Annotated in this window: 22 protein-coding genes, 6 tRNA genes and 1 riboswitch; of the genes, 20 read left to right on the top strand and 8 right to left on the bottom strand. The window is 65.8% G+C overall.

Going from position 1 to position 23,353, the window contains the following annotated elements:
* Positions 1-108: 108 nt before the first annotated feature.
* Positions 109-261, bottom strand: a riboswitch (FMN riboswitch).
* A gap of 40 nt (positions 262-301) precedes the next feature.
* The 6 genes from rpe to ACP7AX_RS05885 form a co-directional block, all read right to left on the bottom strand.
* Complete coding sequence (gene rpe / locus ACP7AX_RS05910; RefSeq protein WP_131681729.1) at positions 302-982, bottom strand: ribulose-phosphate 3-epimerase; 681 nt, start codon at positions 980-982, stop codon at positions 302-304.
* 20 nt (positions 983-1,002) lie between these two features.
* Positions 1,003-2,580 (bottom strand): transcription antitermination factor NusB, encoded by a 1,578-nt coding sequence (locus ACP7AX_RS05905; RefSeq protein ID WP_131681730.1) that lies wholly within the window; start codon positions 2,578-2,580, stop codon positions 1,003-1,005.
* Positions 2,577-3,497, bottom strand: a complete 921-nt coding sequence (gene fmt, locus ACP7AX_RS05900; protein ID WP_426225722.1) for a methionyl-tRNA formyltransferase — start codon at positions 3,495-3,497, stop codon at positions 2,577-2,579. Before fmt ends, ACP7AX_RS05905 begins: the two co-directional genes overlap by 4 nt.
* Positions 3,494-4,102, bottom strand: a complete 609-nt coding sequence (gene def, locus ACP7AX_RS05895) for a peptide deformylase (RefSeq protein ID WP_131681732.1) — start codon at positions 4,100-4,102, stop codon at positions 3,494-3,496. Before def ends, fmt begins: the two co-directional genes overlap by 4 nt.
* A gap of 75 nt (positions 4,103-4,177) precedes the next feature.
* Positions 4,178-5,038, bottom strand: coding sequence for a cytochrome (locus ACP7AX_RS05890; RefSeq protein WP_426225721.1), 861 nt, complete (start codon positions 5,036-5,038; stop codon positions 4,178-4,180).
* A 103-nt stretch (positions 5,039-5,141) separates the two neighbouring features.
* Positions 5,142-5,213: transfer RNA gene (locus tag ACP7AX_RS05885), tRNA-Val, on the bottom strand.
* 229 nt (positions 5,214-5,442) lie between these two features.
* Here ACP7AX_RS05885 and ACP7AX_RS05880 point away from each other — a divergent pair.
* From ACP7AX_RS05880 to ACP7AX_RS05845, 8 genes are all read left to right on the top strand, one after another.
* Positions 5,443-5,515, top strand: a tRNA-Gly gene (locus ACP7AX_RS05880).
* A gap of 47 nt (positions 5,516-5,562) precedes the next feature.
* Positions 5,563-5,633 (top strand) — tRNA-Cys (locus ACP7AX_RS05875).
* 42 nt (positions 5,634-5,675) lie between these two features.
* Positions 5,676-5,750, top strand: a tRNA-Val gene (locus ACP7AX_RS05870).
* A 57-nt stretch (positions 5,751-5,807) separates the two neighbouring features.
* A tRNA-Gly gene (locus ACP7AX_RS05865) sits at positions 5,808-5,880 on the top strand.
* A gap of 43 nt (positions 5,881-5,923) precedes the next feature.
* A tRNA-Val gene (locus tag ACP7AX_RS05860) sits at positions 5,924-5,995 on the top strand.
* 179 nt (positions 5,996-6,174) lie between these two features.
* On the top strand, positions 6,175-6,456 hold the full coding sequence (locus tag ACP7AX_RS05855; RefSeq protein WP_131681734.1) for an Rv0909 family putative TA system antitoxin: 282 nt from the start codon (positions 6,175-6,177) through the stop codon (positions 6,454-6,456).
* A 159-nt stretch (positions 6,457-6,615) separates the two neighbouring features.
* Positions 6,616-7,116: a MarR family transcriptional regulator gene (locus tag ACP7AX_RS05850; protein WP_131681735.1), complete on the top strand. Its 501-nt coding sequence runs from the start codon at positions 6,616-6,618 to the stop codon at positions 7,114-7,116.
* 117 nt (positions 7,117-7,233) lie between these two features.
* Positions 7,234-8,364 carry a serine hydrolase domain-containing protein gene (locus ACP7AX_RS05845; RefSeq protein WP_426225720.1) on the top strand — a complete coding sequence of 377 codons (1,131 nt, stop codon included), beginning with the start codon at positions 7,234-7,236 and terminating at the stop codon, positions 8,362-8,364.
* A gap of 116 nt (positions 8,365-8,480) precedes the next feature.
* On the opposite strand, the gene zapE is transcribed toward ACP7AX_RS05845, so the two are convergent.
* The gene (gene zapE, locus ACP7AX_RS05840; RefSeq protein ID WP_131681905.1) at positions 8,481-9,518 is read right to left on the bottom strand and encodes a cell division protein ZapE; all 1,038 of its coding nucleotides are present in this window, start codon (positions 9,516-9,518) and stop codon (positions 8,481-8,483) included.
* Positions 9,519-9,735: 217 nt separating this feature from the next.
* Here zapE and ACP7AX_RS05835 point away from each other — a divergent pair, with 217 nt between their 5' ends.
* From ACP7AX_RS05835 to ybaK, 3 genes are read left to right on the top strand one after another with little or no spacing between them, the layout of a single operon-like run.
* Positions 9,736-10,647 (top strand): sulfurtransferase, encoded by a 912-nt coding sequence (locus ACP7AX_RS05835; RefSeq protein WP_426225719.1) that lies wholly within the window; start codon positions 9,736-9,738, stop codon positions 10,645-10,647.
* Between the two features lie 10 nt (positions 10,648-10,657).
* Complete coding sequence (locus ACP7AX_RS05830) at positions 10,658-11,119, top strand: SufE family protein (protein WP_426225718.1); 462 nt, start codon at positions 10,658-10,660, stop codon at positions 11,117-11,119.
* A 23-nt stretch (positions 11,120-11,142) separates the two neighbouring features.
* Positions 11,143-11,640 (top strand): Cys-tRNA(Pro) deacylase, encoded by a 498-nt coding sequence (ybaK, locus tag ACP7AX_RS05825; protein ID WP_426225717.1) that lies wholly within the window; start codon positions 11,143-11,145, stop codon positions 11,638-11,640.
* On the opposite strand, the gene ACP7AX_RS05820 is transcribed toward ybaK, so the two are convergent.
* Positions 11,637-12,926, bottom strand: coding sequence for an alpha/beta fold hydrolase (locus ACP7AX_RS05820; RefSeq protein ID WP_131681739.1), 1,290 nt, complete (start codon positions 12,924-12,926; stop codon positions 11,637-11,639). The genes ybaK and ACP7AX_RS05820 overlap by 4 nt on opposite strands.
* 100 nt (positions 12,927-13,026) lie before the next feature.
* Here ACP7AX_RS05820 and ACP7AX_RS05815 point away from each other — a divergent pair, with 100 nt between their 5' ends.
* The 9 genes from ACP7AX_RS05815 (at position 13,027) to ACP7AX_RS05775 (ending at position 23,244) form a co-directional block, all read left to right on the top strand.
* Positions 13,027-13,518: a hypothetical protein gene (locus tag ACP7AX_RS05815; protein ID WP_131681740.1), complete on the top strand. Its 492-nt coding sequence runs from the start codon at positions 13,027-13,029 to the stop codon at positions 13,516-13,518.
* A gap of 14 nt (positions 13,519-13,532) precedes the next feature.
* Positions 13,533-14,054: a peptide-methionine (R)-S-oxide reductase MsrB gene (msrB, locus tag ACP7AX_RS05810; protein WP_131681741.1), complete on the top strand. Its 522-nt coding sequence runs from the start codon at positions 13,533-13,535 to the stop codon at positions 14,052-14,054.
* A 150-nt stretch (positions 14,055-14,204) separates the two neighbouring features.
* Complete coding sequence (locus ACP7AX_RS05805) at positions 14,205-15,587, top strand: DUF6421 family protein (protein ID WP_426225716.1); 1,383 nt, start codon at positions 14,205-14,207, stop codon at positions 15,585-15,587.
* An 8-nt stretch (positions 15,588-15,595) separates the two neighbouring features.
* A complete protein-coding gene (locus ACP7AX_RS05800; protein ID WP_426225835.1) occupies positions 15,596-16,387 on the top strand; it encodes an SDR family oxidoreductase in 792 nt (263 codons plus the stop codon).
* Between the two features lie 35 nt (positions 16,388-16,422).
* Positions 16,423-17,595 (top strand): threonine aldolase family protein, encoded by a 1,173-nt coding sequence (locus tag ACP7AX_RS05795; RefSeq protein ID WP_426225834.1) that lies wholly within the window; start codon positions 16,423-16,425, stop codon positions 17,593-17,595.
* A gap of 57 nt (positions 17,596-17,652) precedes the next feature.
* Positions 17,653-18,306: a DUF3000 domain-containing protein gene (locus ACP7AX_RS05790; RefSeq protein WP_426225715.1), complete on the top strand. Its 654-nt coding sequence runs from the start codon at positions 17,653-17,655 to the stop codon at positions 18,304-18,306.
* A gap of 44 nt (positions 18,307-18,350) precedes the next feature.
* The gene (locus ACP7AX_RS05785) at positions 18,351-19,679 is read left to right on the top strand and encodes an HRDC domain-containing protein (protein ID WP_426225714.1); all 1,329 of its coding nucleotides are present in this window, start codon (positions 18,351-18,353) and stop codon (positions 19,677-19,679) included.
* A gap of 116 nt (positions 19,680-19,795) precedes the next feature.
* Positions 19,796-21,085, top strand: coding sequence for a thiolase family protein (locus tag ACP7AX_RS05780; RefSeq protein WP_426225713.1), 1,290 nt, complete (start codon positions 19,796-19,798; stop codon positions 21,083-21,085).
* A complete protein-coding gene (locus ACP7AX_RS05775) occupies positions 21,082-23,244 on the top strand; it encodes a 3-hydroxyacyl-CoA dehydrogenase NAD-binding domain-containing protein (RefSeq protein ID WP_426225712.1) in 2,163 nt (720 codons plus the stop codon). The genes ACP7AX_RS05780 and ACP7AX_RS05775 overlap by 4 nt, the downstream gene beginning before the upstream one ends.
* Positions 23,245-23,353: the final 109 nt, after the last annotated feature.

Genomic DNA, 23,353 nt, shown 5'->3' with positions numbered 1-23,353 from the left:
TCGCAAGGGGTTCATGTGTCCGTCGTTCCTTCCCGTCAGAACCGCGATGGCTCCGGGGGTATACGACAGCAGAAGGCCACGGCATCATGGGACACCGCGAATACAGCTGTACGTGCTTCTCTCATCCAGACTTTAACTGTCGGTACCGGAATTTCACCGGTTCAACCGTCTGCCGGGTCCATTCCCAAAGGAAAGGCACCAGCTCGCGGGTCGCGGACTGTCACCGCCGGTTCGGACTTACACCGACCCCGGAGCACGTAATGTGTGTTGCTATTCTGCCACAACCCGCATGGCGTCCAGACTATTCCCCTGACCCGGCACGTAACTTAGCGCTGCCCGCTTCACGCAGGCGCGCGATGGCCGCGGCCGGGTCCTGGGCACCGTAGACGGCAGAGCCCGCGACGAAGACATTCGCCCCAGCCTCGGCTGCCCGGACAATGGTCTCTTCGGTGATGCCGCCGTCCACCTGGATGGCCACGCCGATCCCGGAGCCGTCAATGGCTTCGCGGGCCCGGCGGATCTTCGGCAGGGTCAGGTCAAGGAAGGCCTGGCCGCCGAAGCCGGGCTCCACGGTCATGATCAGGAGCATGTCCAGTTCCGAGAGCATATCCAGGTAGGGTTCCACCGGCGTTGCGGGCCGCAGCGCCATACCCGCCTTGGCTCCCCTGGCCCTTAGCTCGCGTGCCAGTTTGACCGGTGCGATGGAAGCCTCCGCGTGGAAGGTCACCGAGGCCAGGCCTGCGTCGGCAAATCCCGGTGCCCAGCGGTCGGCGTCGGAGATCATCAGGTGGGCATCGAGCGGAACAGGGCTGACAGCCTGGATCCGCTGGACCACGGGCAGCCCGATGGTGAGGTTGGGCACGAAGTGGTTGTCCATCACGTCCACGTGCACGGCGTCCGCAGTGCTGATCCGTTGCAGTTCGGCCTCGAGATTGACGAAGTCGGCGGAAAGAATGCTCGGGTTGATGCAGGACTGGGGCATAGCGGAACCTTTCACTGAGGTCAGGCCTTCTTGCGGATGAGGGCCAGGAACATGGCATCCGTACTGTGGATGTGCGGCCAGAGCTGCGCCGTGGAACCGTGGCCGGCGCCGAGGTTGCCGGTGAGGCTCACGCCGTCCAGCACTGCTCCGGCGTCGAGCAACTCAAGGTCATCGCGCTTCCGGAGAACATCGGTGACAACGGCTGTGGTCTCGGCCGGGTGGGGTGAGCACGTGACATAAGCCACCACGCCGCCGGGCCGGACAGCGGCCAGGGCCGACTTCAGGAGGTCGCGCTGCAGCGGTCCCAGGTCTGCCAGGTCCTTGGGCGTGCGGCGCCAGCGCGATTCCGGCCGGCGCCGGAGTGCGCCGAGCCCGCTGCAGGGGACGTCCACCAGCACCCGGTCAAAGGATTCGGGCTGTTCGGTTCCGACTTCACGGCCGTCCCCGGTCCGGACCCGCCAAACGTCCCTGGGCACGGCAGAAAGGGCCTGGCTCACCAGTTTGGCCCGGTGCGGGGCCGGTTCGTTGGCGAGCAGTGTTGCGCCCTTCTGGTTTGCCAGCGCGCCGAGCAGGGCCGCCTTGCCGCCGGGGCCTGCGCATAGATCCAGCCAGGCCTCTTCTGCGAAGCTGGCCGCCGCCGGCCGGGGTTCCAGGTCCACGGCCGCCATGGCACGGGCCACCAGCTGCGAGCCAACGTCCTGGACGCGGGTGCTCCCTTCGCGCACGGACGCGAGCCGGCCAAGGTCGCCGCCGCTGGAGAGCGCAGAACCTTCCACCAGCTCACCGGGAGTAGCGCCGCTTTCCAAGGCTTCGTCAAGGCTTCCCAGGCCGGGCAAAGCAACGAGGTTCACTACCGGGGCGGCGTTGTCCGCCTCAAGGAGTTCATTGATTTCCGAAGCAGACCGGCCGTGTGCCACCAGCGACTGGCGCATGGCGCGGACAATCCATTCGGGGTGGGCGTAGCGCAGTGACGCGATTTTGGTTTCATCGGTTTCGCCGGCAACAAGGAGTTCCAGCCATTCCTCCAGGGTGTGGGCTGTGACTTTCCGCAGCACGGCGTTGATCAGGGCGGAGGGCCCGGCGCCGATCACTGCACGGGCCAGCCCGACGGTCTGGTCCAGGGCCGCGTGTGCAGGAACCCTCATTGCCAGGATTTGATGGACACCGATCCGGAGGGCGTCCAGGATGGCGGGATCGAGGTGGTCCAGCGGCCGGTCCACGCAGCGCGCGAGGATGGCATCATAGGTGCCCTGCCCGCGCAAAGCGCCGTAGCTCAGTTCAGTGGCGAAGCCGGCGTCACGTTTGTCCAGGCCGTGATGGCGGATTCGGGCCGGCAGGACCAGGTTGGCGTAGGCGTCCTCGGCGCTGACCGCGCGCAGTACTTCAAAGGCCACCAGCCGGGCAGGATCCGCGCGCCGGGTGCGCTCGGAAGGGGCACTGCCGGTGAAACTGCGCTCGGCGGGCCTGTTCCGTTCCCGGCCCTGCGCGTTGCGCTGGCTGCCGTCCCGTGGCCCGCCGTTCCCGCGTCCGCCACGGGGGGCGCCCCTCCCGCCGGTACCTCTTCCGCTGCCGCCTGCATTGCCGCCGGACTCGCTCATTCGAATACCACGCTTTCAAGTGTTGCCATTCCGCGGGCCCAGTCGGCCGCGGCCATCATCTTCTTGCCTGCGGGCTGGATCCTGGTCAGTTCCACAGCATGGGATCCCGTTCCCACCAGGACGCTTTTGCCGTCGAGGCTGACCTCACCCGGGGCCAGCTCAATGGAGTCCGGGCGCAGCTTCACCGGTTCCAGTTTGACCCGCTGGCCATCCAGTGTGGTCCACGCCCCGGGCTCGGGAGTGACCCCGCGGGCGCGCCGCCCAATTGCCAGGGCCGGCTGGTTCCAGTGGAGCCTGCCGTCCCCGAGGGTCAGCTTCGGTGCCAGGGAAACCTCTCCCAGCTGCGCCTGCGGTGCCGCTTTGCCTGCTTCAACAGCAGAGAGGGTCTGTGTCAGCAGGACAGCTCCACTGTGGGAGAGCCGCTCCAGCAGCGCCCCTGCAGTGTCCTCCGGGCCGACACTTTCAGTCAGCGTCCCGAAGACCGGTCCGGTGTCCAGCCCTTCCTCCAGCAGGAACGTCACAGCGCCGGTAACGTCGTCGCCGGCTATCAAGGCCCGCTGCACCGGAGCGGCGCCGCGCCAGGCGGGCAGGAGGGAGAAGTGAAGGTTGATCCAGCCGTGCCGGGGAATGTCCAGGGCAGCGCGGGGAATCAGTCCGCCGTACGCCACGATGGCGGCAACGTCCGGCTCGGCGGCGGCGATCTTCGCCGTGACGGCGCCGTCCACGCGGGTGGCGTGAATAACGTCAATGCCCAGCTCGGCCGCCCGTGCGGCAACGGGCGACGGCGTCAGCACCCGTTTGCGCCCTATCGGCGCGTCCGGACGGGTCAGGACCGCAACGACCTCGAAGCCGGCGTTGACGAGCGCGTTCAGTGACGGAACCGCCACGGCGGGGGTGCCGGCGAAAAGTACCCTCATGTGTTGGCGCCGCCGCCAAAGCCGGCCCCGCCAAAGCCGGCGCCGCCAAAGCTTGCCCCGCCAAAACTGGACCCGACGGTCTTGGCCCGCTTCGTCGTCGTGCGTTCCGTCAGGGCGTCGTAGTTGGCATTGCGGATGGAACGCAGGGCCTCCCTGCGGTCCTCGCCCTCGAGCCTGTCGGTGAAGAGGATGCCGTCCAGATGATCTGTCTCATGTTGGAAGCAGCGGGCCAGCAGGCCCTCGCCCTCGATGGAGACAGCGTTCCCGTTCAGGTCAACGCCGGTGGCGCGCGTGGCGCGGAAGCGGCGGACGGGGAAGGCCAGGCCGGGGATGGAGAGGCAGCCCTCGATGTGGTCAGCCTGGTGGTCGTCGCTGTTTTCCAGCACCGGGTTGATGATGTGGCCCTCCACGCCGTCAATCCGGTAGGTGAAGACCCGCTTGCTGACCCCGATCTGGGGGGCTGCGAGGCCTGCGCCGTCCACGTCCTCCATGGTCTCGGTCATATCCGCCACCAGCTTGGCGAGTTCCGGCCCGAAATCCGTCACGGGATCGGCAACTGTGCGGAGCACAGGATCACCAATGATGCGGATATTCAGAATGGCCATTTGCTTTTATTCCTCACGGTGGTAAAAACGATCAACCTGTCCAGTTTAGGCGCAGGGCAACCTGGCCGGGACTGGCTAGGCGCTGCGGACCTGGGCTGACGGCGGCGGTGCCACGGGAAGCAGGGCAGACCCGGCGGCGAGGGTGTCAGCGGACAGCTCCCAGACCCGCCGCAGGGCGCAGAACTTCCACCAGTGGTGTTTCAGGACGTCCGGGTTGGCGCGGACCGGCCGGACCTCAGTCTCGCCGATGGCCACTGCCAGGAGCAGCGGAGCCTCCCCGTACTTCCAGGCTTCCCATTCCCCGGCCACCGGGTCCACCAGGCTTTCTTCGGCCTTCATTCCCGCCACGAGCTGCATGACCACCTTGTCATCCAGGGGCTTGACAGTGCCGTCCCGGGTGGTGCCTTTGGTCTTGTAGTCAATGAGGCAGATCCGGCCGTTGATGCGGGCCACGAGGTCCAGGGTTCCGGCGTAGCCCACCGATTTGTTCCAAACAGTGATTTCCGGGGCGACGGGCTGCACGTCATACAGCTCCCACCACTCGTCAAACCGGATGGCAAAGGCTTCCTCGCCATTGGCGGCCAGCGCCTCGCGGGTTTCCTTCATGGCATGGGGGCGGCCCAGGGCACGGAGTGCCACCTGCTCGCAGTAACTGTGGACGCGGTCGCCACGCCTGGCGGCGTCATCCCGGTAGGTCTCCGCCGCTTTGGATGCCCGGTTGACTGCCTGCCGGATTTTTGCCGGGCTGCCCAGGCAATCAGCAAGCAACGGATCCTTTGCAAGGCTGCTGGCGCCCATGTAACCGAACCAGCCATCCAGGCCGTGCGGCTGCTGGCCGATGACGGTGGTGATGGACGGAACGGAGAACTGCTCGGAGGTGGACCGCGCGTACATGCGCCCATATTCCGTGGCGTGGGCGAGGAGTGGATCAGTCATACAAAGACTCTTTCACAGGGGGCTGACAGAAAGGCTGACAGTTGGGCGGAACAAAAAAGGTCCGTTTCCACTCGTTGGAGCGGAAACGGACCAGATTGCTCGGTGGGCGATACTGGGTTCGAACCAGTGACCTCTTCGGTGTGAACGAAGCGCGCTACCACTGCGCCAATCGCCCCGATGCCTTTGAATGCTAGCGGACCCGGCGGGGTTTATGGAAATCGAAAAACCACTGGAAACGAATTACAGCCCTGTAATTCACAAAAACCGCTAGATTGCAGGGATCCAGCCGGTATGCCGCAGCGCAAAGCCGTGCGATTTGGAGAATCCCTGAACCTCCTATAGAGTTCTTACTCGTTGGAACGCGAGGAAATGCCCGAAAACGGCATGGAATTCACGCTCCGAATGCGGACGTAGCTCAGCTGGTAGAGCACCACCTTGCCAAGGTGGATGTCGCGAGTTCGAATCTCGTCGTCCGCTCGCAGGACACTGTCACGGCAATGGTTTCCCGGAACCGGCGCTTGCACGGTGGGTTGGCCGAGAGGCGAGGCAGCGGCCTGCAAAGCCGTTTACACGGGTTCGAATCCCGTACCCACCTCGGTGAAAACCATATGGTTCCGGTTCACTCCGGATCTCACATGGGCGATTGGCGCAGCGGTAGCGCGCTTCCCTGACACGGAAGAGGTCACTGGTTCGATCCCAGTATCGCCCACCAGGCAAGGAAACTTGCTTCATGCAGTACGTCGGGCCCCAGGTTCTTCGCACTTCATACGCGGACGTAGCTCAGCTGGTAGAGCACCACCTTGCCAAGGTGGATGTCGCGAGTTCGAATCTCGTCGTCCGCTCTCATCTCCCCTGGACAACCTAAGTGCACCAGCTTCAGGTTTCGGGCGATTGGCGCAGCGGTAGCGCGCTTCCCTGACACGGAAGAGGTCACTGGTTCGATCCCAGTATCGCCCACAGCAGCAGCTCCTTAGGGGCTGCTTTTTTGTTGCCCTTTCCCTTCTTCGATCAGGTGGCCCGCACTATCCGCTCCGGGCGAACGGCTGGCACAGCCTATTTCCTTGGCATGCCCAGGAGACAGGGCTAGGATCGTTTGCGGAGGAGCGAACTGGCTCCGTTATTGAAGGGAGGTGCTCGTGGGACTGATTGACGATCTTAAGGGCAAGGCTCAAGGTCTTATCCACGGCAACGAGCAGGCCATCAAGGACGGTCTCACCAAGGCCGGCGATTTCGTCGACTCGAAGACTGGCGGCAAGTACGCCGGTCACGTCGACAAAATCCAGGATGGTGCTTCCAAGCTCATTGACAAGAACGGAACTCCCGGGCAGGCACCTGCCACCGAGCAGGTTCCGCCGGTTACGCCCGTCAACCCGGCACCGCCGGTGAATCCGGTTCCGCCGGTTGACAAGGCTCCGTAAGGATTTGGCCAGGGCTTTGCCCTAGCACGTCAAGGGGGTGCGGGTCCCGCCGGGAGGCGGCACCCGCACCTTTGGCGTTTAAGCCCTGCTCCTCCAGAGCCAGCTTGACCTACGCCGGAATAAACCAGCCTTACTGCGCTTTCGTAGTACTGTGGCGAAATGGTGCAGCATAGCAACGAGGCGGCCAGCGGTCTCACACCGCAAGAGGTCCGCGACGAAAACCTTGACGTGACTTTCCTGGTGTGGCTCAGCTCGAGGGCCACAGCCGATCTTCTTGACTCGGCACTTGCGCCGGCGGGGCTGACCAGCGATGAGTTCGCCGTGTACTCCGTCCTAACTGCCGTGAAGACCATCACGCCGACCGAACTTGCGCGCTGGATGGCAGCACCTCCTACGACCGTCTCAAGTTATGTAAAACGTTTTCAAGCGCGTGGACACGTGGAGCGCGAGCCCAATCCCCTCGATCGCCGCTCTTATCGAATCAAACTCACCCCGGCCGGGCTGAGCGCGCACCATAAGGCCGCCACCCTGTTCACTCCCCTTCGAACACGGATCGAGACCGCGCTGGGCGAGCACCGGGAGGATATCAGCGAGTCACTGGTCACGCTCCGTACGGCCCTCGACGGGATCCGCAATTCCCCGAGCGACGGGTTGGATTGAGCAGACGGCTCCCGGACTGAACACGCCGTTCTCCCCACCCTTGACAGAAGTACTACGAAGTCGCATAATCAGAAGATACTACGACTTCGTAGTAAGTTAACCAAGCTAAGGATTGTCGTGACGAACGCCGATTCAACCCCGCGCTACCCCATCGAACGGATTTCAACGGGCACGCCGGCTCGGGGCGTGACAGATGCGATCAGCTCAATGATGAACAAGACCGGCATTCCCGGAATGTCCGTGGCCGCAGTAGATGGCGATCGGGTGCTCTTCGCCGCGGGCTACGGCCACGCCGACCTCGCCGCGAACACGCCCGCCACTTCCACCACTGGATACTTGTGGTTTTCGATGACCAAGATGGTGACAGCGACAGCTGCGGTACGCCTTTCCGACGAAGGCCGCCTGGACCTGGACGCGCCGGTGGGCGAGTATGTCGGCTACCTGCGAGCGCCGGGAAAGGTGCAGCCGAGCGTCAGGCAACTGTTGACCCACACGTCGGGTCTCGGGAATCCGTTGCCTGTCAGGTGGGCACACCGGGCGGACTCGGAACCGCCGGATCCTGAAGCCCTGCTTCGCAGACTGATGGGACACCCCCGGGCCTACCGCTATCCGGCGGGTGGCATCGCGAGGTACTCCAACGTCGGATACCTTGCCGCAGGGCAGATCATCGCCGCAGCCGCGGGCATTCCATTCGAGGACTACGTCCGCCACTCCGTTCTGCACCCGCTCGGAATGGACACCACCGGTTTCGGCCAGGCAGGCGAAGATCCCACGGCCACGGGCTATGTCAAAGCACCCAGGGTTATGGACCCATTCCTGCGGCGGCTCCTGCCGCCGGGAGTCGCCGGAGACCGCTACGGCACGCATCTTTCGCTGAACCCCTTCCGCGTTGATGGGCCGGCCTACGGCGGACTGATCGGGGACGTGCTGGATGCGGCGAAGTTCCTGCGAATGCATCTTCGCGACGGCGAACTCGATGGGCAGCGCGTCCTCACCCCGGAGTCCGCCCGCGGGATGCGGCTTCTCGAGTATCCCGGGAAGCCGTTCCGTCACGGAACCGGCTGGTTCCGTAGGCCCACGGAGTCCGCAGAGCCGTGGGTGGAACACTTGGGCACCGGGGTGGGCTTCTGGAACGTCATGCGTCTCTACCCCGGCCGCAAGCGTGGTGTAGTCATCATGAGCAACAGCACCGCCGCGTACGACTTTGAACCGCTGATGGAGCTCGTGGCGGGTGCGTCATGGACGTAGCCGCCGGCATCGAAGGACCCAGCTTCACAAACCGGGTACGCACCCGCGTGGCTGCACGCCCGGGTGGGCCGTTATCGGATTGCGCTCGGAACAAGGCCGAACCACAGTGATTCCGCCTAGGACGGCTCGTGGTTCTGGCCCTCGCGGGCAAGTGCGGTCAGCCGGGAAACGGCGCGGAAGTACTTCTTGGTATAGCCGCCGTGCATCATCTCGTCGGTGAACAGCTTGTCGAAGGGGACGCCGCTGGCCAGGATGGGGACGTCCTTGTCGTACAGCCGGTCCGCAAGCACCACGAAGCGAAGGGCAACGGACTGTTCGGTGATGGTTTCCACGTTGCGCCACACCACACCATCGATCCCGTCAATGAGCTGGCGGTACCGGCTGGGATGGACACCGGCAAGGTGGGCGATCAGCGTGCTGAACTCGTCCTGCGCCACGGTCTTGCCATCGAACTCAGCCTTCATCTGCGCGGCAAGCTGGCTGTTCTTCAACGGGGACGGCGGGGTGGGAAGGCCGCGGTGGCGGAAGTCCTCGCCGTCGATCCGGAGGACATCAAACTGGTCCGCCAGGACCTGGATCTCACGCTGGAAGTCGACGGCGGCAAACCGGCCATCACCTAGCGAGCCCGGCAGGGTGTTGGACGTCGCAGCGAGCTTCACGCCGGCGTCGGCCAGTTCCCGCATCAGCCGGGACATCAGCACAGTGTCCCCCGGATCATCGAGCTCGAACTCGTCAATGCACACCAGTTTGTAGTGGCTCAGGGCCTCAACGGTCTTGCGGAAGGACAGCGCGCCCACAAGGTTGGTGTACTCCACGAACGTGCCAAACGCCTTGGGTCCGGGAGCCGCATGCCAGAGCGAGGCCAGCAGGTGGGTTTTGCCCACGCCGAATCCGCCGTCGAGGTAGATGCCCGCCCTGGTTTCCACTTTCTTGCTGAAGAGTTTCTTGAACAGCCCGGCGCCATCGCCTGCCCCCACTCCCCCGGCGAAGCCTTCCAATGCCTTGACCGCTGCAGCCTGGGACGGCTGGTTGGGATCGGGCCGGTAGCTGGCAAAAGAGACCTTGCCGAACCTCGGCGAGGGATAGAAGCCCTTGAGGAGCTCATCCACCGACACTGCCGGCGTGCGGGCAGCAAGCTGTTCGATCTGTACCAAGGTGGTCCGTTCTGCTGGTGGGTTGTCCCCAGAAAGAATACCGGCAATGCCGGCGGCCTCCTCCTCCCGCCGCCGTGAGGCACCCCGGCGTGACGAAGGCCATATTTCCCTCTGTTAACGGAAGGCGGACATCGATGCCGGGCGTGGCTAGTGTGGATGGAAGGTTCCACCGTCCGTCAGCAGATCCGCCATACGTCTTTCGTGAAAGGCCATCACCGTGTCCTACCCAGTAGAGCAAAACGAGAAGTTCGCCGCCTATTCCAACCCGGAGCGCCTGGTTTCCACTGATTGGCTCGCTGCCGCCCTTGAGTCCGGCGCAGTGGCGGACGGGAAGCTCGTCGTGGTCGAATCCGACGAAGACGTCCTGCTGTACGAGACGGGCCACATTCCGGGCTCGGTCAAGATCGACTGGCACACGGACCTCAATGATGAAGTGACGCGGGATTACGTGGACGGAACGGCGTTCGCCGCACTGGCCGCATCGAAGGGCATCTCCCGCGACACCACGGTGGTTATCTACGGGGACAAGTCCAACTGGTGGGCAGCCTACGCTCTCTGGGTCTTCACGCTGTTCGGCCACGAGGACGTCCGCCTGCTCGACGGCGGCCGGGATAAGTGGATCGCCGAAGGCCGCGAAGTCACCACCGAACAGTCCTCCCCCAAGCCCGGTGAATACCCCGTGGTGGAGCGCAACGACGCTCCCATCCGTGCGTTCAAGGAAGACGTGCTGGCGCACTTGGGCAAGCCCCTGATCGATGTCCGCTCCACCGAGGAATACACCGGCCAGCGGACCCACATGCCTGCCTACCCGGAGGAAGGTGCGCTCCGCGGCGGCCACATCCCCACCGCGGCATCAATCCCCTGGGCCCGCGCAGCTGCTGCAGACGGAACCTACCGCAGCCGCGGCGAACTTGAGGCGCTGTACCTGGACGAAGCCGGTCTGGTGGCCGGCGATGACGTGGTGGCCTACTGCCGCATCGGCGAGCGTTCCAGCCACACCTGGTTCGCACTGAAGTACCTGCTGGGCTTCGACACCGTCCGGAACTACGACGGCTCCTGGACCGAGTGGGGCAACGCCGTACGCGTTCCCATCGTCAAGGGCGCGGAACGCGGCACGGTCCCGGCGTAAACTGGGACCGATGACTACACATGATCTGCCCGCCGCGCTGGCGGAAATCGTCGATGACTTCCAGGCACTGACGGAACCCGAGCGGCTTCAGCTGCTGCTTGAGTTCTCGCGTGAACTTCCGGAGCTGCCGGACCGGTTGAAGGACCACCCCGAACTCCTGGAGCAGGTGGTGGAATGCCAGTCGCCGTTGTTCCTGACCATTGAAACGGAAAAGAACGACGCCGGCTCGGCCGGCAGCGTGCGGCTCTACTTCAAAGCGCCACCGGAAGCCCCCACCACCCGCGGCTTCGCCGGGGTACTGCACGAGGGACTGGACGGACTCACCGCTGCGGAGATTCTTGCCGTCCCGGATGACATGCCGGAACTCCTGGGCCTCACCCGGGCCATCACGCCGCTGCGGATGCGGGGCATGACAGCGATGCTTGGCCGCATCAAGCGCAAGGTCGCTGCCACCTCCCGGCCCGGGTCCTGAAGACCGGACCGGAACTGAACACATTGGGACGCAAAAGCACTTCAACCGGAACGCCGGCCACAGCCACACTGGCTGCGGCTGGCGTTCCTTTTGTGCTCCACCCTTACACCCACGATCCGGCGGCAGCCAGTTACGGCACGGAAGCCGCCGAGGCCCTTGGCATCGCCCCGGAGAAGGTCTTCAAAACCCTCATGGTTGAGGTTGAAGGCAGGCTGGCAGTGGGGGTGGTTCCGGTCAGCGGCAACCTCGACCTCAAGGCATTCGCCGCTGCCCTTGGCGCTAAGAAGGCTGCGATGGCTGACCCCGCTGCGGCCGAGCGCCGCACCGGCTATGTCCTGGGCGGAATTTCGCCGCTTGGCCAACGTCAGCCGTCCCCCACGGTGGTTGACGGCAGCGCCCTAACCTTTGACACCGTGCTCGTTTCCGGTGGAAAGCGTGGCCTGGACATCGAACTGGCCCCGGCCGACCTCATCCGCCTGACCTCCGCCGTCACCGCCGCGATCGGCAGCGGCACCAGCTAGCTGCCGGCCTGCCCGTCCCCGACCTGGCGCTGGCCGGGGTTCAGGCGCGGCGCCAGCTGGGGCCGCAGCCACGCCTTGATCAGGCTCTCCCAGCGCTCCGGATCCACGTTCCACTCCTTGGTGTGCCGTGCGTGGTTGAAGGTCTCGAACGTGACCATTTCAGGATTCCGCTCCGCCAGCACCGTGGACGGGCCATAGGGAACGTACTCGTCATCAACGCTGTGGATGATCAGGGTAGGTGTCCGCACTTCCACGGCGCGGGCCACCCAGTCCATGGCCTTGAGGTCCACGGGGGCGGCAAGGCCGGTGAGCCTGCGGCCCAGCGGGTGGCCGAGCATCAGCTGCCCGTACCGGCCCACCAGGGACGGGATCCGGTTCAGCTGCGCGTGATGGGCCAGCACGTTGACCCAGTTGATCACCGGCGCGTCCAGGACCATGGCCCGGATCAGGTGGCGGTACCGTGACAGATCCGCGGTCTGAAGGCAGATTGCGCCGCCCATGGACCACCCGAAAAGCACAATTTCCTCGGCCCCGTTGGCCAGCGCGAACTCGATGGCCGCATCCACATCGTGCCACTCGGTGGACCCCAGCCCGTACCGGCCGTCGTTGGCCGACGGAGCCAGTCCGTCGTTCCGGTAAGACACCAGGAGGCTGGTCAAGCCCAGTTCCAACGCAGGTCCAACCGCTCGGATGGCTTCCTGGCGGGTTGCACCGCGGCCGTGAACCATAATGGCCCACGTCCGGGCAGTGCCGCCTGCGGGGACCAGCCACGCAGGCGCTTCGCCGCCGTCGACCTCGATCACAACATCTTCGGCAGCGTAGCCCGCGGACGCAGGGTCGGGATGGATGGCACCGCTCCACCACCCGCGGCGCGCGCTGTCCAGGTCTCCGGCGTACACAGCCTCCACTTCCCGCAGGACTGTGCCGTCCGCCGGCGAGTAGGACACGATCCGGCCGATCCGGGCATGCCCCTTGCCGCCGTCGAAAAACAACCCGTAGACGCCGTCAACGATGGTGTCCGGAGTGGCAGCCAGGATGACCTGTCTCCCGCTGCCTTCCCGGATCACCGCCAGGACTTCCTGATCGGCAGCACGCTGCCGTACCGGGGTGATGACGCGCCGGGCGAAGTAGAGGGCGAGCGCGGAGGACCCCGTAGCCAGCAGGCCTGCAAGGGCGCCACCGCCAAGCACACCGCCGAGGGCCCATTTGGCACGCAACGACATACCGCCGTCGGCCTGCAGTGGAGGTGTCGCCGTCAACGTGGGGGTACGCGTGGAAGGTGCCATGGGACCATTCTTACTGCCCGGAGCCCGTTGGCCATATTCCACGCCGCGCACGGGCGGGCAAAAGGATGCAGCAGCAAGGGTGCACCGCTAGGCTGATGCCATGAGCGATCCAATCGTCATCCTGACCGAAGAACCCCTGGGCGCGGATGACCGCGTGAACATCGAACGGCTGGTGGGCGGATCAGACACCCCCCTTGTGCTGCTGGTACCGGGCAACACTGAACGGCATCTGCTGGTGGACTTCCTGGAGAATCTTTCCCTGCTGGACATCGCGAAAGCGTTCCGTGAACTGACCGCGCACGCACCGGACCGCAACGCCGAACGTGCCGAGGCCGCCGAGACGCTGGCCGTCTCGCTGGCTGCCCTGGACGGGATAGGCGGCGGGGTAACAGGCGAGGTGGTGGACGGCGGCGCCGTCAATGGCCTCGTCAGCAAGGTCAAGGAACTCGGCGCGGCCCAGGCTGTGGTGATCACCCGGCCCCACGCCGTGGCGGACACGTTCCACACCGACTGGGCCAACAAGGCCCAGGCCCAGCTCGGGCTGCCCGTACTGCACCTGTACGCCGGTTCGGGATTTATCGGCGACTCTTGAGCGTTGAGCACACTATGAGCATCTTCGGAAAGAGCAGCATTTTCAGTAACAAGGCCACCGAGTCCATCCCTGGCCCCGTCACTGACACCGGTACTTCCGGCACGCCGGGGCCCGCAGTCACGAAATCGGAGGACGAATGGCGGCAGGAACTCACCCCGGAGGAGTACCACGTGCTGCGGCAGGCCGGCACGGAGCGCCCCTATACGGGCGAGTACGTGGACACGCACACCGAGGGCGTCTACCAGTGCCGAGCGTGTGGAACCGAACTCTTCAGGAGCAACGAAAAGTTTGACTCTCATTGCGGCTGGCCCTCCTTCTGGGCGCCACTGGCTGAAGGCACCGTCCGCTACATTCATGACCGCACCCTCGGCATGGAGCGGGTGGAAGTACGTTGCGCGAACTGTGACTCCCACCTGGGCCATGTGTTCGAGGGTGAGGGATACGGCACCCCTACCGACCAGCGCTTCTGCATCAACTCGGTGTCCCTCAAGCTCGTTCCGCGCGGCGCCGCAGACGGGGAATCCTCAGAGGCCTAGTCCGGCCAGACACGGCTTCGGCCGCATCTGACGCTGAGTCTTGTCGGCCCGAGCATGAGTTTTTCTTATGCTAGGGCTGATTTGGAGTTAGGAGATCTGGTTGCTTGTTACGCTCGCGGTAGAGCTTAGCAACGAGAAAGGCAGCCCGACATGACCGTCACCATTACAAGTGTCCCCACCCGGATTCCGGCGGAGAATCCCGCCTGGATCCGGCTCAAGACTGCCGCCCAGGCACTTCAGGCACTGCAGGGCCAGGACGGTTCAGTGGCGGATACCGCCAACCACGCTGCCGCACTGCTCCACGTCTCGGCCATTACGGACTCCCTGGCCCGGCTGGCGCCGCTGGTCCCCCACGACGCCGAGTACCTGGAGGCAGTCGTAGCCGATTTCCGCACCTGGGCAGGCGAAGGCTCCGACCGTGCCGGCTTCGGCGTGCCGGACTTTTTAAACTCGCTCCTTGCCTTCCAGCCCCAGCTGCAGCGCCACGACGGGCTGCAGCATGTGGTCGTCTTCCCCATGTACACCCAGAACGGAAGCAGCAGCAGGCTGGTGGAAGCTGTTCTGATCGAAGTCGTCTGGCCGGACTTCGTTGCCGAACTCGAGGCCGGGGACTACTCCAACAAACTCTTTGTGCCTGTCAGGTTCCTGGACTTCACAGCGGGTTATGACACCAACTCCGCTGTCCTGTTCCCCGAAACGGTGGCAGTCCGGCAGACGCCCGCCTTCACGTGGGGCGCCATCTTCGCCGACCGCGAGGCAGCCCGCTTCCGGCGGGTCCTGGGCGCCGCGGCGGCCACCACGTCGCTGGAGCTCCCGGAAGGGGCCGCGGAACTGCTGGCGGATCAGAAGCTCACCGAGGCCACGTTTGTGATGTGGGACCTGATCCACGACCGCACCCACATGCGCGGGGACCTGCCCTTCGACCCGTTCATGATCAAGCAGCGCATGCCGTACTTCCTGTACTCCCTCGAGGAACTCCGCTGTGACCTCACGGCGTTCCGCGAGTCCGTCCGGATCGAAAAGGATGAGGCTGCCGACCCGCAGGCGCGGCGCCACGCCAAATTGGTGCAGTACGCCATCATCTTCGACCGGATTTTCCGCTTTGCGATCACCGGCAGCCGGGTGCGCAACTACGACGGCCTGGGCGGGCAACTGCTGTTCGCGTGGCTGCACCAGCACCACGTCCTGCACTGGACCGACAGCCGGCTCGCCATCGACTGGGACCAGGTGGCGGACGCCGTCATCGCCCTCGGCGCCACCATCGATGACCTGTACTGGCGCTCCATCGACCGGCCCAAGATGGCCCACTGGCTCGCCGCCTACCAGCTGATCTCCGCCACGCTCACGCCCAGCCCCGCCTCAGTGTGGGCCAAGGGTCCGGACGCGCTGCCGGTTGCCGGTCCCCCGCGCGGGCTGACGGACCAGGTGCTGGACGACGAATTCCCGCTGTCCATGTTCTACGAGGCATTGGAGAAGAAAATGCGTCCCGTCATCGAATCCACCGCAGGCATCACCGGAACGTCGGAAGTGTGAGCGGTGACGTGGGCCAGCACCGGCCGGCCGGCGATTCGGCCGTCCCGAACGGCGGACATGCGCTGACGGTCCTGGTCACCGGCGGCAGCGGCGCATCGGGGATCGCGGTGGCCCGGGCCCTGCGGCAGGCCGGGTTCCGGGTGTTCACCGTGGGGTCAGACAGGCGGCGCATCGAAGACGCTGCAAGGAACGCGGGCGACGGCGTCACGCCCCTGGTGTGCGATCTTGCGGATCTGTCCGCCGTCCAGGACCTCCGGGAGACTGTGACGGGTATGGCCGGGCCGCCGGACGCCGTGATCCACCTCGTGGGCGGCTGGCGCGGAGCCACGGGGATTGAGGACCAGAGCGACGACGACTGGGAATTCCTGGAGCGCGGTGCCATCACGACGCTCCGGAATGTGACCCGGGTTTTCTATGCTGATCTGGCGGCTTCCCCCTGCGGGCGGTTCGTCATGGTCTCCTCGACGGCGGTGGACAAGCCGCTCGCAGCAAACGCCAGCTACGTGGCGGCCAAGGCCGCCGCCGAAGCCTGGACCATGGCCACGGCGGAAGGACTGGGACGCAGCGCCGCTGGCAGGGACCGCGGCGTGGGCAGCACTGGCGGCACAGGCAGCGAACCCGGCAGCGCCGCCGTCGTCCTGGTGGTGAAGGCGCTGGTCGATGCCGAACTCCGGGAGCGGCACCCGGAACGCACGTTCCCCGGTGCCACCGACGTCGAGGAACTGGCGGCCGCCGTCGTCGGACTTTTCAGCCGCCCTGCCAGCGAGCTGAACGGCCGGCGGCTGGTCCTCGCCCCCTGACCCCTTGTCCCTAGACTGAGAACGTGAGCAAAGCAATGACAACAACTGCCCAAGCCCCAGCAACTGTTGCGAATGGCAGCGGACGGCTGCACGATCCGGGAGTCCGCGGTTTCGCCTCGGACAACTATTCAGGTGTCCACCCGGAGGTGCTGGCGGCACTGGCTGCGGCCAATGAAGGCCACCAGGTGTCCTACGGCGAGGATGACTACACGGCCCGGCTGCAGGAGCTGATGGAGGAGCACTTCGGGGCCGGCATCGAATGCTTCCCGGTGTTCAATGGAACCGGCGCCAATGTCCTGGCGCTGCAGTCGCTGCTGCCACGGTGGGGCGCTGTGGTGTGTGCGTCCACGGCCCACATCAATATGGACGAGAACGGCGCCCCGGAGCGGATCGGCGGGATCAAACTCCTGCACATCCCGACGCCGGACGGCAAGCTGACGCCGGAGCTGATTGACCGTGAGGCGTGGGGCTGGGGCGATGAGCACCGTGCCCAGCCGTTGGCTGTGTCCATCACCCAGACCACTGAACTGGGGACCTGCTACACGCCGGCCGAGGTGCGCGCCATCGCAGACCATGTCCACGCGAAGGGCATGAAGCTCCACATGGACGGCGCCCGGCTGGCCAACGCCGCAGCGTATCTGCAGGTGCCGCTGCGGGAATTTACGCGCGACGCCGGCGTGGACATCCTGTCCTTCGGCGGCACCAAAAACGGACTGCTGTACGGCGAGGTGGTGGTTGCACTGAACCCTGAAGCGGCCCACGGCCTGATCTACCTGCGCAAAATGAACATGCAGCTGGCCTCGAAAATGCGCTTCCTGTCGGCCCAGTTCATTGCCCTCCTCGAAGACGGACTGTGGCTGCGGTCCGCTTCCCATGCCAACGCCATGGCTGCCCGGCTCCGCGCCGCCGTCGAAGCCATCGACGGCGTCCAGCCAACCCAGAAGACCGAATCCAACGGGGTGTTCGCCATCCTGCCGGCAGGTGCGGCCGACCGGTTGAGGGAATACTTCCGGTTCTACGACTGGAATGCGGCCGCCCGCGAGGTGCGCTGGATGTGTTCCTTTGACACCACCGAGGACGACGTCGATGCGTTTGCGGCCGCCATCCGCAAGGAGCTTGGCCATGCCGCGGGCCAGGCACAGGGCCAGGCCACCGGCCGGCCCGCTGGCCAGGCCGCGGACCGCGCCGCAGGTACGGATGCCGGGTAGCATGAACCGGCCGACGGCGAGCCTGCGGCGGCGCTCCCCTGCAGTTGCTAATCTGCGATGGTGAACTCACTCGCCCAGGTTCCCCCGGAATTTCTCCACGCCTTGGGAACCCTCCGCAAGGCCCAATGCCGCGATGAACTGCGGCTGGCGGAAATCCCCGCCCCGGCCCGCCTGGCACCGTTCGCGGTGGCGCTCGGGGCCGAGGTGATGGCGCCAGGCCCCAACGCAGGCACCAAACCCGTTCACGGGCCGGCGGCCATGGCCCTTGCGGCCGCTTCCGGGACGGAGGACGAGGAGGAAACCGAGCTCGCCACGGGCCGCTTCATCCTGCTTCACGATCCGGAGGGGTCCGCTGTCTGGGACGGCGAATTCCGCATCGTCACCTACATCCGGGCCCAGCTGGAGCCGGAAATGGGCAACGACGAAATGCTGGGCACCGTTGCCTGGACCTGGCTGGTCGAGGCGCTCGAGAACCACAAGGCCCCCTACCGGGCGGCCGGCGGAACCGCCACGCGCGTCCTCTCGGAGAGCTTCGGGACACTGGCTGACAGGCCCGGCACCATCGACATCGAGCTGCGCGCATCCTGGACGCCGGCGTCCTCGGACGTTACAGCCCACCTTGAAGCGTGGTCGGACATGGTGTGCACTTTTGCCGGCCTCCCGCCACTGCCCGACGGCGTCTCCGCCCTTCCGCACCGCCGCCGGAACTAGGAACCGGAACCAGGGCTACGCCTTGTCGGTAAACTGAACTCATCATGACCCCTCACATTCCGGAAAACACCACGGCCGGCGCCCCGGCTGCTGAAACCGCTCCCCACATCACGGTGGAAGGCTTCGACAGCCCGATCCCCGTAGTCATTGACCTCGATGCACCGCGCGACGGCGTTCCGCTGGTGATCGAAACACAGACCGGACTGGAGCGCGCGGCAGCCGCCATCGCCGCCGGCACCGGCCCGGCAGGGGTTGACGCCGAACGGGCCTCCGGATTCCGGTACGGCCAGCGCGCCTTCCTGGTCCAGATCCGCCGCGAAGGCTCCGGCACCTGGCTGATCGACCCCGAGCCGTTCGGGAACCTGGGCATCATCAACGACGCCCTCAAGGGGGTGGAATGGATCCTGCACGCAGCCAGCCAGGACCTGCCCTGCCTCCTGGAACTTGGCATGTGGCCGGACCGGCTCTTTGACACAGAACTCGCCGCCCGCCTGGCCGGCCTCCCCCGCGTTGGGCTGGCTGCCGTCATTGAACAGCTGCTGGGCTTCGGCCTGGCCAAGGAACACTCGGCCGCGGACTGGTCCACCCGGCCCCTGCCCGAGCCCTGGCTGCGCTACGCGGCGCTGGACGTTGAAGTCCTGACCGAACTGCGCGAAGAGCTGATCGACCTGCTCGAGGCGGACGGCAAACTCGAATACGCGGAACAGGAATTTGCCGCCATCCTTGCCGCTGGCGTGGCCCCGCCCCGGGTGGACCCGTGGCGCAAGACCTCCGGCCTGCATCAGATCCGCGACCGGCGCCAGCTGGCCGCGGTCCGCGAGATGTGGCTGGAGCGAGATTCGCTGGCCCAAAAACGCGATGTTGCACCAGGCCGGCTGATTCCGGATTCCGCCTTGGTTGCCGCAGCCAAAGCCATGCCATCCACAGTTCCCCAACTGCTGGGCACCAAGGGCTTCCACGGCCGGGCCGCACAACGGGAGGCACCACGCTGGCTCCGGTGCATCGCAGCCGCCCGGGACCTGACCGAGCTTCCGCCGCTGCACCTGCCCACCAACGCTCCGCCGCCGCCCCGGGTCTGGGCAGACCGCGATCCCCAGGCCGCAGCACGTCTTTCCACCGCGCGTCCGCTACTGCAGGAGACGGCTGAAGAGCTGAACCTCCCGGTGGAAAACCTGCTGACGCCGGACTTCCTTCGGCGCATCGCGTGGCGCCCGCCCACTGACATCAGCGAGGAAACGGTAGCCGCGGAGCTCCGTACCCTCGGCGCCCGCGAATGGCAGGTAGGCCTGGTGACGCCGCTCCTTCTCGAGGCGTTCCTGAATCCGCAGCCGCTGCCGGCCAAGGAAGCCAAGGCAGCCGCCGCTTCCGAGTAAACCCTCCTTTCCGAGCCTTGCACACTAAGTTACTGGCGAGTAACATAGTGACCACTGCCGCCTGTCGCTGTCCTTTGGCTTTTGACAGGCGCCCATGTCTCGATGAGGAGTAATACGTGAGCCACCACGGAAGCAGCGGATCCCCGCGTACTGTCCGCGACGTCGTCTTTGTTGACGGCGTCCGCACACCCTTCGGCCGGGCCGGTGAGAAAGGCATCTATGCCGGCACACGCGCCGACGATTTGATGGTCAAATGCATCCGCGAACTGCTGCGCCGCAACCCCACGCTGCCGGCTGACCGGATCGACGAAGTGGCGGTGGCCGCTACCACCCAGACCGGAGACCAGGGAATCACCCTGGGCCGCACGGCCGCCCTCCTGGCCGGACTCCCCCGCACTGTCCCGGGATTCGCGATCGACCGTATGTGTGCCGGTGCCATGACCGCGGTAACCACGACGGCGAGCGGCATCGGTTTTGGGGCCTACGACGTCGTCATTGCCGGCGGCGTGGAGCACATGGGAAACCATCCGATGGGAGCCGGCGCTGATCCGAACCCGCGGTTTATGTCAGAGCGGCTGGTTGACCCGGCCGCGCTGAACATGGGCAACACGGCCGAGAACCTGCATGACCGCTTTCCGGCCATCACCAAGGACCGCGCGGACGCCTACGCCGTCGCCTCGCAGGACAAACTCGCTGCGGCCTACGGCAACGGACAGATCCAGCCGGACCTGGTGCCCGTGGCCACCCTCAAGCCAGGGCAGGGCTGGACCGTGAACAGCGTTGACGAGCCACCCCGGCCGGGCACCACCCTGGCGGACCTGGCCGCCCTCCGCACTCCCTTCCGGGCCCACGGACGGGTCACTGCCGGCAACGCGGCCGGGCTGAATGACGGCGCCACCGCCGCCGTCCTGGCATCCTCTGAGGCCGCCGCAGAACTGGGACTGCCGGTCAAGATGCGGCTGGTCAGCTACGCCTACGCCGGCGTCGAACCCGAAGTGATGGGGATTGGCCCGGTACCGGCCACAGAGAAGGCCCTGAAAAACGCAGGGCTGACCATCGGGGACATCGGGCTGTTCGAAATCAACGAAGCCTTCGCCGTGCAGGTGCTTGGCTTCCTGGACCACTTCGGAATTTCCGACGACGATCCCCGCGTCAACCGGTACGGCGGCGCCATCGCCGTTGGCCATCCCCTCGCCTCCTCCGGCGTCCGCCTCATGAACCAGCTCGCCCGCCAGTTTGAGGAGGATCCCTCCGTCCGGTACGGGATCACCACCATGTGCATCGGCCTTGGGATGGGGGCAACCGTGATTTGGGAGAACCCGCATCACCCTGATTACAGCGGCGCCGCCACCTCCGCGGCCGGCGTCACCGCAGACGAAACAACCACCGAAGGAGCCGCAGCATGAGCGCCGCCGATTTCACCAAGCTTGCCGAGCTCTTTCCCGACGAACGGGTGACACACTCCTACGTCCAGGACATCCAGCTTCCTGCGGCCCCCGGCCGGGCCAGCCCAGGCATCCTCGCGCTGATCACCCTGGACAACGGCTTCGACCACACCAAACCCACCACACTGGGCCCCAACACGCTGATCGAACTGGGGACCGTCCTCGAAGGCCTCAAGGACCGGGCTGCCCGCGGCGAGATCGCGGCTGTCGGCGTGACCGGCAAACCCTACTTCCTTGTGGCGGGGGCTGATTTGTCCTCGGTCAAGTCGCTCAAGACCCGCGACCAGGGGCTGTGGATGGCCCAGCTGGGGCACGACGTATACGGGACACTGGCCAATCTGGGTGTTCCCAGCTTCGCCTTCATCAACGGGGTGGCGCTGGGCGGTGGCCTGGAGATCGCCCTGCAGTCCACGTACCGGACCGTATCCACCGCCGCCGGTGCGCTGGCGCTGCCGGAAGCTGCCCTCGGCCTGGTCCCGGGCTGGGGTGGCGTGTACATCCTGCCGCGGCTGATAGGGCCGGAGAACGCGGTCAAGGTGATGATCGGGAACCCCCTCAGCAACAACCGGACCCTGAGCGGTCCGGAGGCTTTCCAGCTCGGCATCGCCGACGCCCTGCTTGAGCCTGCCGACTTCGTGGAGCAGTCCATTGGCTGGGCAGCCAAGGTGGTCACCGGTGAGCTGGTCCCGGAGCGGCCCAACGCCGTCGACCCTTCCCTGCCTGCAGTAGCGGAGCGCTGGAGCGCAGCCGTGGCAGCCGGCCGCGCGATCGTGGAGGCGAAGACCTCCAACGCCTCCCCGGCACCGGCCAAGGTGCTGGAGATCCTCGAAGCCAACCGCACCATGACGCAGCCGGAGTCCGCCGCAATTGAGTGTGAGACCCTCGCGGGGCTGATGCAGACCGATGAGTTCCATGCCACGGTCTACGCTTTCCTGGATCTGGTGCAGAAGCGGTCCAAGCGGCCGGCCGGCGCTCCGGACCGGAAGCTGGCCCGCCCGGTCACCAAGGTGGGTGTGGTGGGTGCCGGGCTGATGGCCGGCCAGCTGGCACTGCTGTTCGCCCGCCAGCTCAAGGTCCCGGTGGTCATGACCGATATTGACCAGGCCCGCGTGGACAAGGGCGTGGGTTATGTCCATGCCGAGGTGGACAAGCTTCTGGGCAAGAAACGGATCAGCCAGGATGCGGCCAACCGCACCAAAGCGCTGGTGTCAGGATCCGTATCCAAGGAGGCCTTCGCCGATGCGGACTTCGTCATCGAGGCCGTTTTCGAGGAACTGAACGTCAAGAAGCTGGTCTTCGCCGAAGTCGAAGCCATCGTGTCGCCGGACTGCATCCTGGCGACCAACACCTCCTCGCTGTCCGTCACCGCGATGGCCGAAGACCTGGAAAACCCGGAGCGGCTGGTGGGCTTCCACTTCTTCAACCCGGTGGCCGTGATGCCGCTCCTGGAGATTGTGCGCGCACCCCGGACCGACGACGCCGTGCTGGCCACCGCGTTCGAGCTCGCGAAGGGCCTGAAGAAGACGGCTGTCCTGGTCAAGGACGCCCCCGCCTTTGTGGTGAACAGGATCCTGCTGCGGCTGATGGGTGAAGTGATCGCGGCCTTTGACGAAGGAACCCCGGCAGAGGTGGCGGACAATGCGCTCCGTCCCATGGGCCTGCCCATGACGCCGTTCACCCTGGGCGCCATGGTGGGCCTTCCCGTGGCCCAGCACGTCCAGGAATCCCTGCACGCCGCGTTCGGTGAGCGTTTCGCTGTTTCTGCCAACCTGCAGAAGCTGATCGACAATGGCGTGAAGTCTCTCTGGGCGCCCACTGCTGAGGGCAGCCGGGCGATCCCGGATACAACTCTCTCGCTGCTGTCCTTTGGCACGTCACCGTCCACGGGCGCGGAAGTGCTGCGCCGCGTGCAGGATGCCCTGGCCGAGGAGATCGGGCTGATGCTGGACGAAGGTGTGGTGGCCGGGCCCGAGGACATCGACCTGTGCATGATCCTGGGCGGCGGCTGGCCCATGTTCCTGGGCGGCATTACACCGTACCTGGACAGGGTGGGCGCCTCGGAGCGCGTGAACGGCCGGCGCTTCCACGCACCTGGCGTAGCCTCCGTGGCTGCCGCCTGAATCCTGCCGTGCCGCCCGCGGGGCCGGCCGGATTCACGTGACCGAGAGTCGTGACGCACAGACAAGGCCGGTACGGGGATTTATCCCGCACCGGCCTTGTCTGTGCACC

This window comes from Pseudarthrobacter sp. DSP2-3-2b1, assembly GCF_049895945.1.
Lineage (GTDB): Bacteria > Actinomycetota > Actinomycetes > Actinomycetales > Micrococcaceae > Arthrobacter.
The sequence above is the reverse complement of the archived record's forward strand: the minus strand, read 5'-3'. Positions and strand labels throughout refer to the sequence as shown.

What these genes read in the sequence shown, in the direction of transcription:
- rpe (WP_131681729.1), bottom strand. Translation starts at nt 982, where the DNA reads ATGCCCCAGTCCTGCATCAACCCGAGCATTCTTTCCGCCGACTTCGTC.
- ACP7AX_RS05905 (WP_131681730.1), bottom strand. Translation starts at nt 2,580, where the DNA reads ATGAGCGAGTCCGGCGGCAATGCAGGCGGCAGCGGAAGAGGTACCGGC.
- fmt (WP_426225722.1), bottom strand. Translation starts at nt 3,497, where the DNA reads ATGAGGGTACTTTTCGCCGGCACCCCCGCCGTGGCGGTTCCGTCACTG.
- def (WP_131681732.1), bottom strand. Translation starts at nt 4,102, where the DNA reads ATGGCCATTCTGAATATCCGCATCATTGGTGATCCTGTGCTCCGCACA.
- ACP7AX_RS05890 (WP_426225721.1), bottom strand. Translation starts at nt 5,038, where the DNA reads ATGACTGATCCACTCCTCGCCCACGCCACGGAATATGGGCGCATGTAC.
- ACP7AX_RS05850 (WP_131681735.1), top strand. Translation starts at nt 6,616, where the DNA reads ATGGTGCAGCATAGCAACGAGGCGGCCAGCGGTCTCACACCGCAAGAG.
- ACP7AX_RS05830 (WP_426225718.1), top strand. Translation starts at nt 10,658, where the DNA reads ATGACTACACATGATCTGCCCGCCGCGCTGGCGGAAATCGTCGATGAC.
- ACP7AX_RS05820 (WP_131681739.1), bottom strand. Translation starts at nt 12,926, where the DNA reads ATGGCACCTTCCACGCGTACCCCCACGTTGACGGCGACACCTCCACTG.
- ACP7AX_RS05815 (WP_131681740.1), top strand. Translation starts at nt 13,027, where the DNA reads ATGAGCGATCCAATCGTCATCCTGACCGAAGAACCCCTGGGCGCGGAT.
- msrB (WP_131681741.1), top strand. Translation starts at nt 13,533, where the DNA reads ATGAGCATCTTCGGAAAGAGCAGCATTTTCAGTAACAAGGCCACCGAG.
- ACP7AX_RS05805 (WP_426225716.1), top strand. Translation starts at nt 14,205, where the DNA reads ATGACCGTCACCATTACAAGTGTCCCCACCCGGATTCCGGCGGAGAAT.
- ACP7AX_RS05795 (WP_426225834.1), top strand. Translation starts at nt 16,423, where the DNA reads ATGACAACAACTGCCCAAGCCCCAGCAACTGTTGCGAATGGCAGCGGA.
- ACP7AX_RS05790 (WP_426225715.1), top strand. Translation starts at nt 17,653, where the DNA reads ATGGTGAACTCACTCGCCCAGGTTCCCCCGGAATTTCTCCACGCCTTG.
- ACP7AX_RS05785 (WP_426225714.1), top strand. Translation starts at nt 18,351, where the DNA reads ATGACCCCTCACATTCCGGAAAACACCACGGCCGGCGCCCCGGCTGCT.
- ACP7AX_RS05775 (WP_426225712.1), top strand. Translation starts at nt 21,082, where the DNA reads ATGAGCGCCGCCGATTTCACCAAGCTTGCCGAGCTCTTTCCCGACGAA.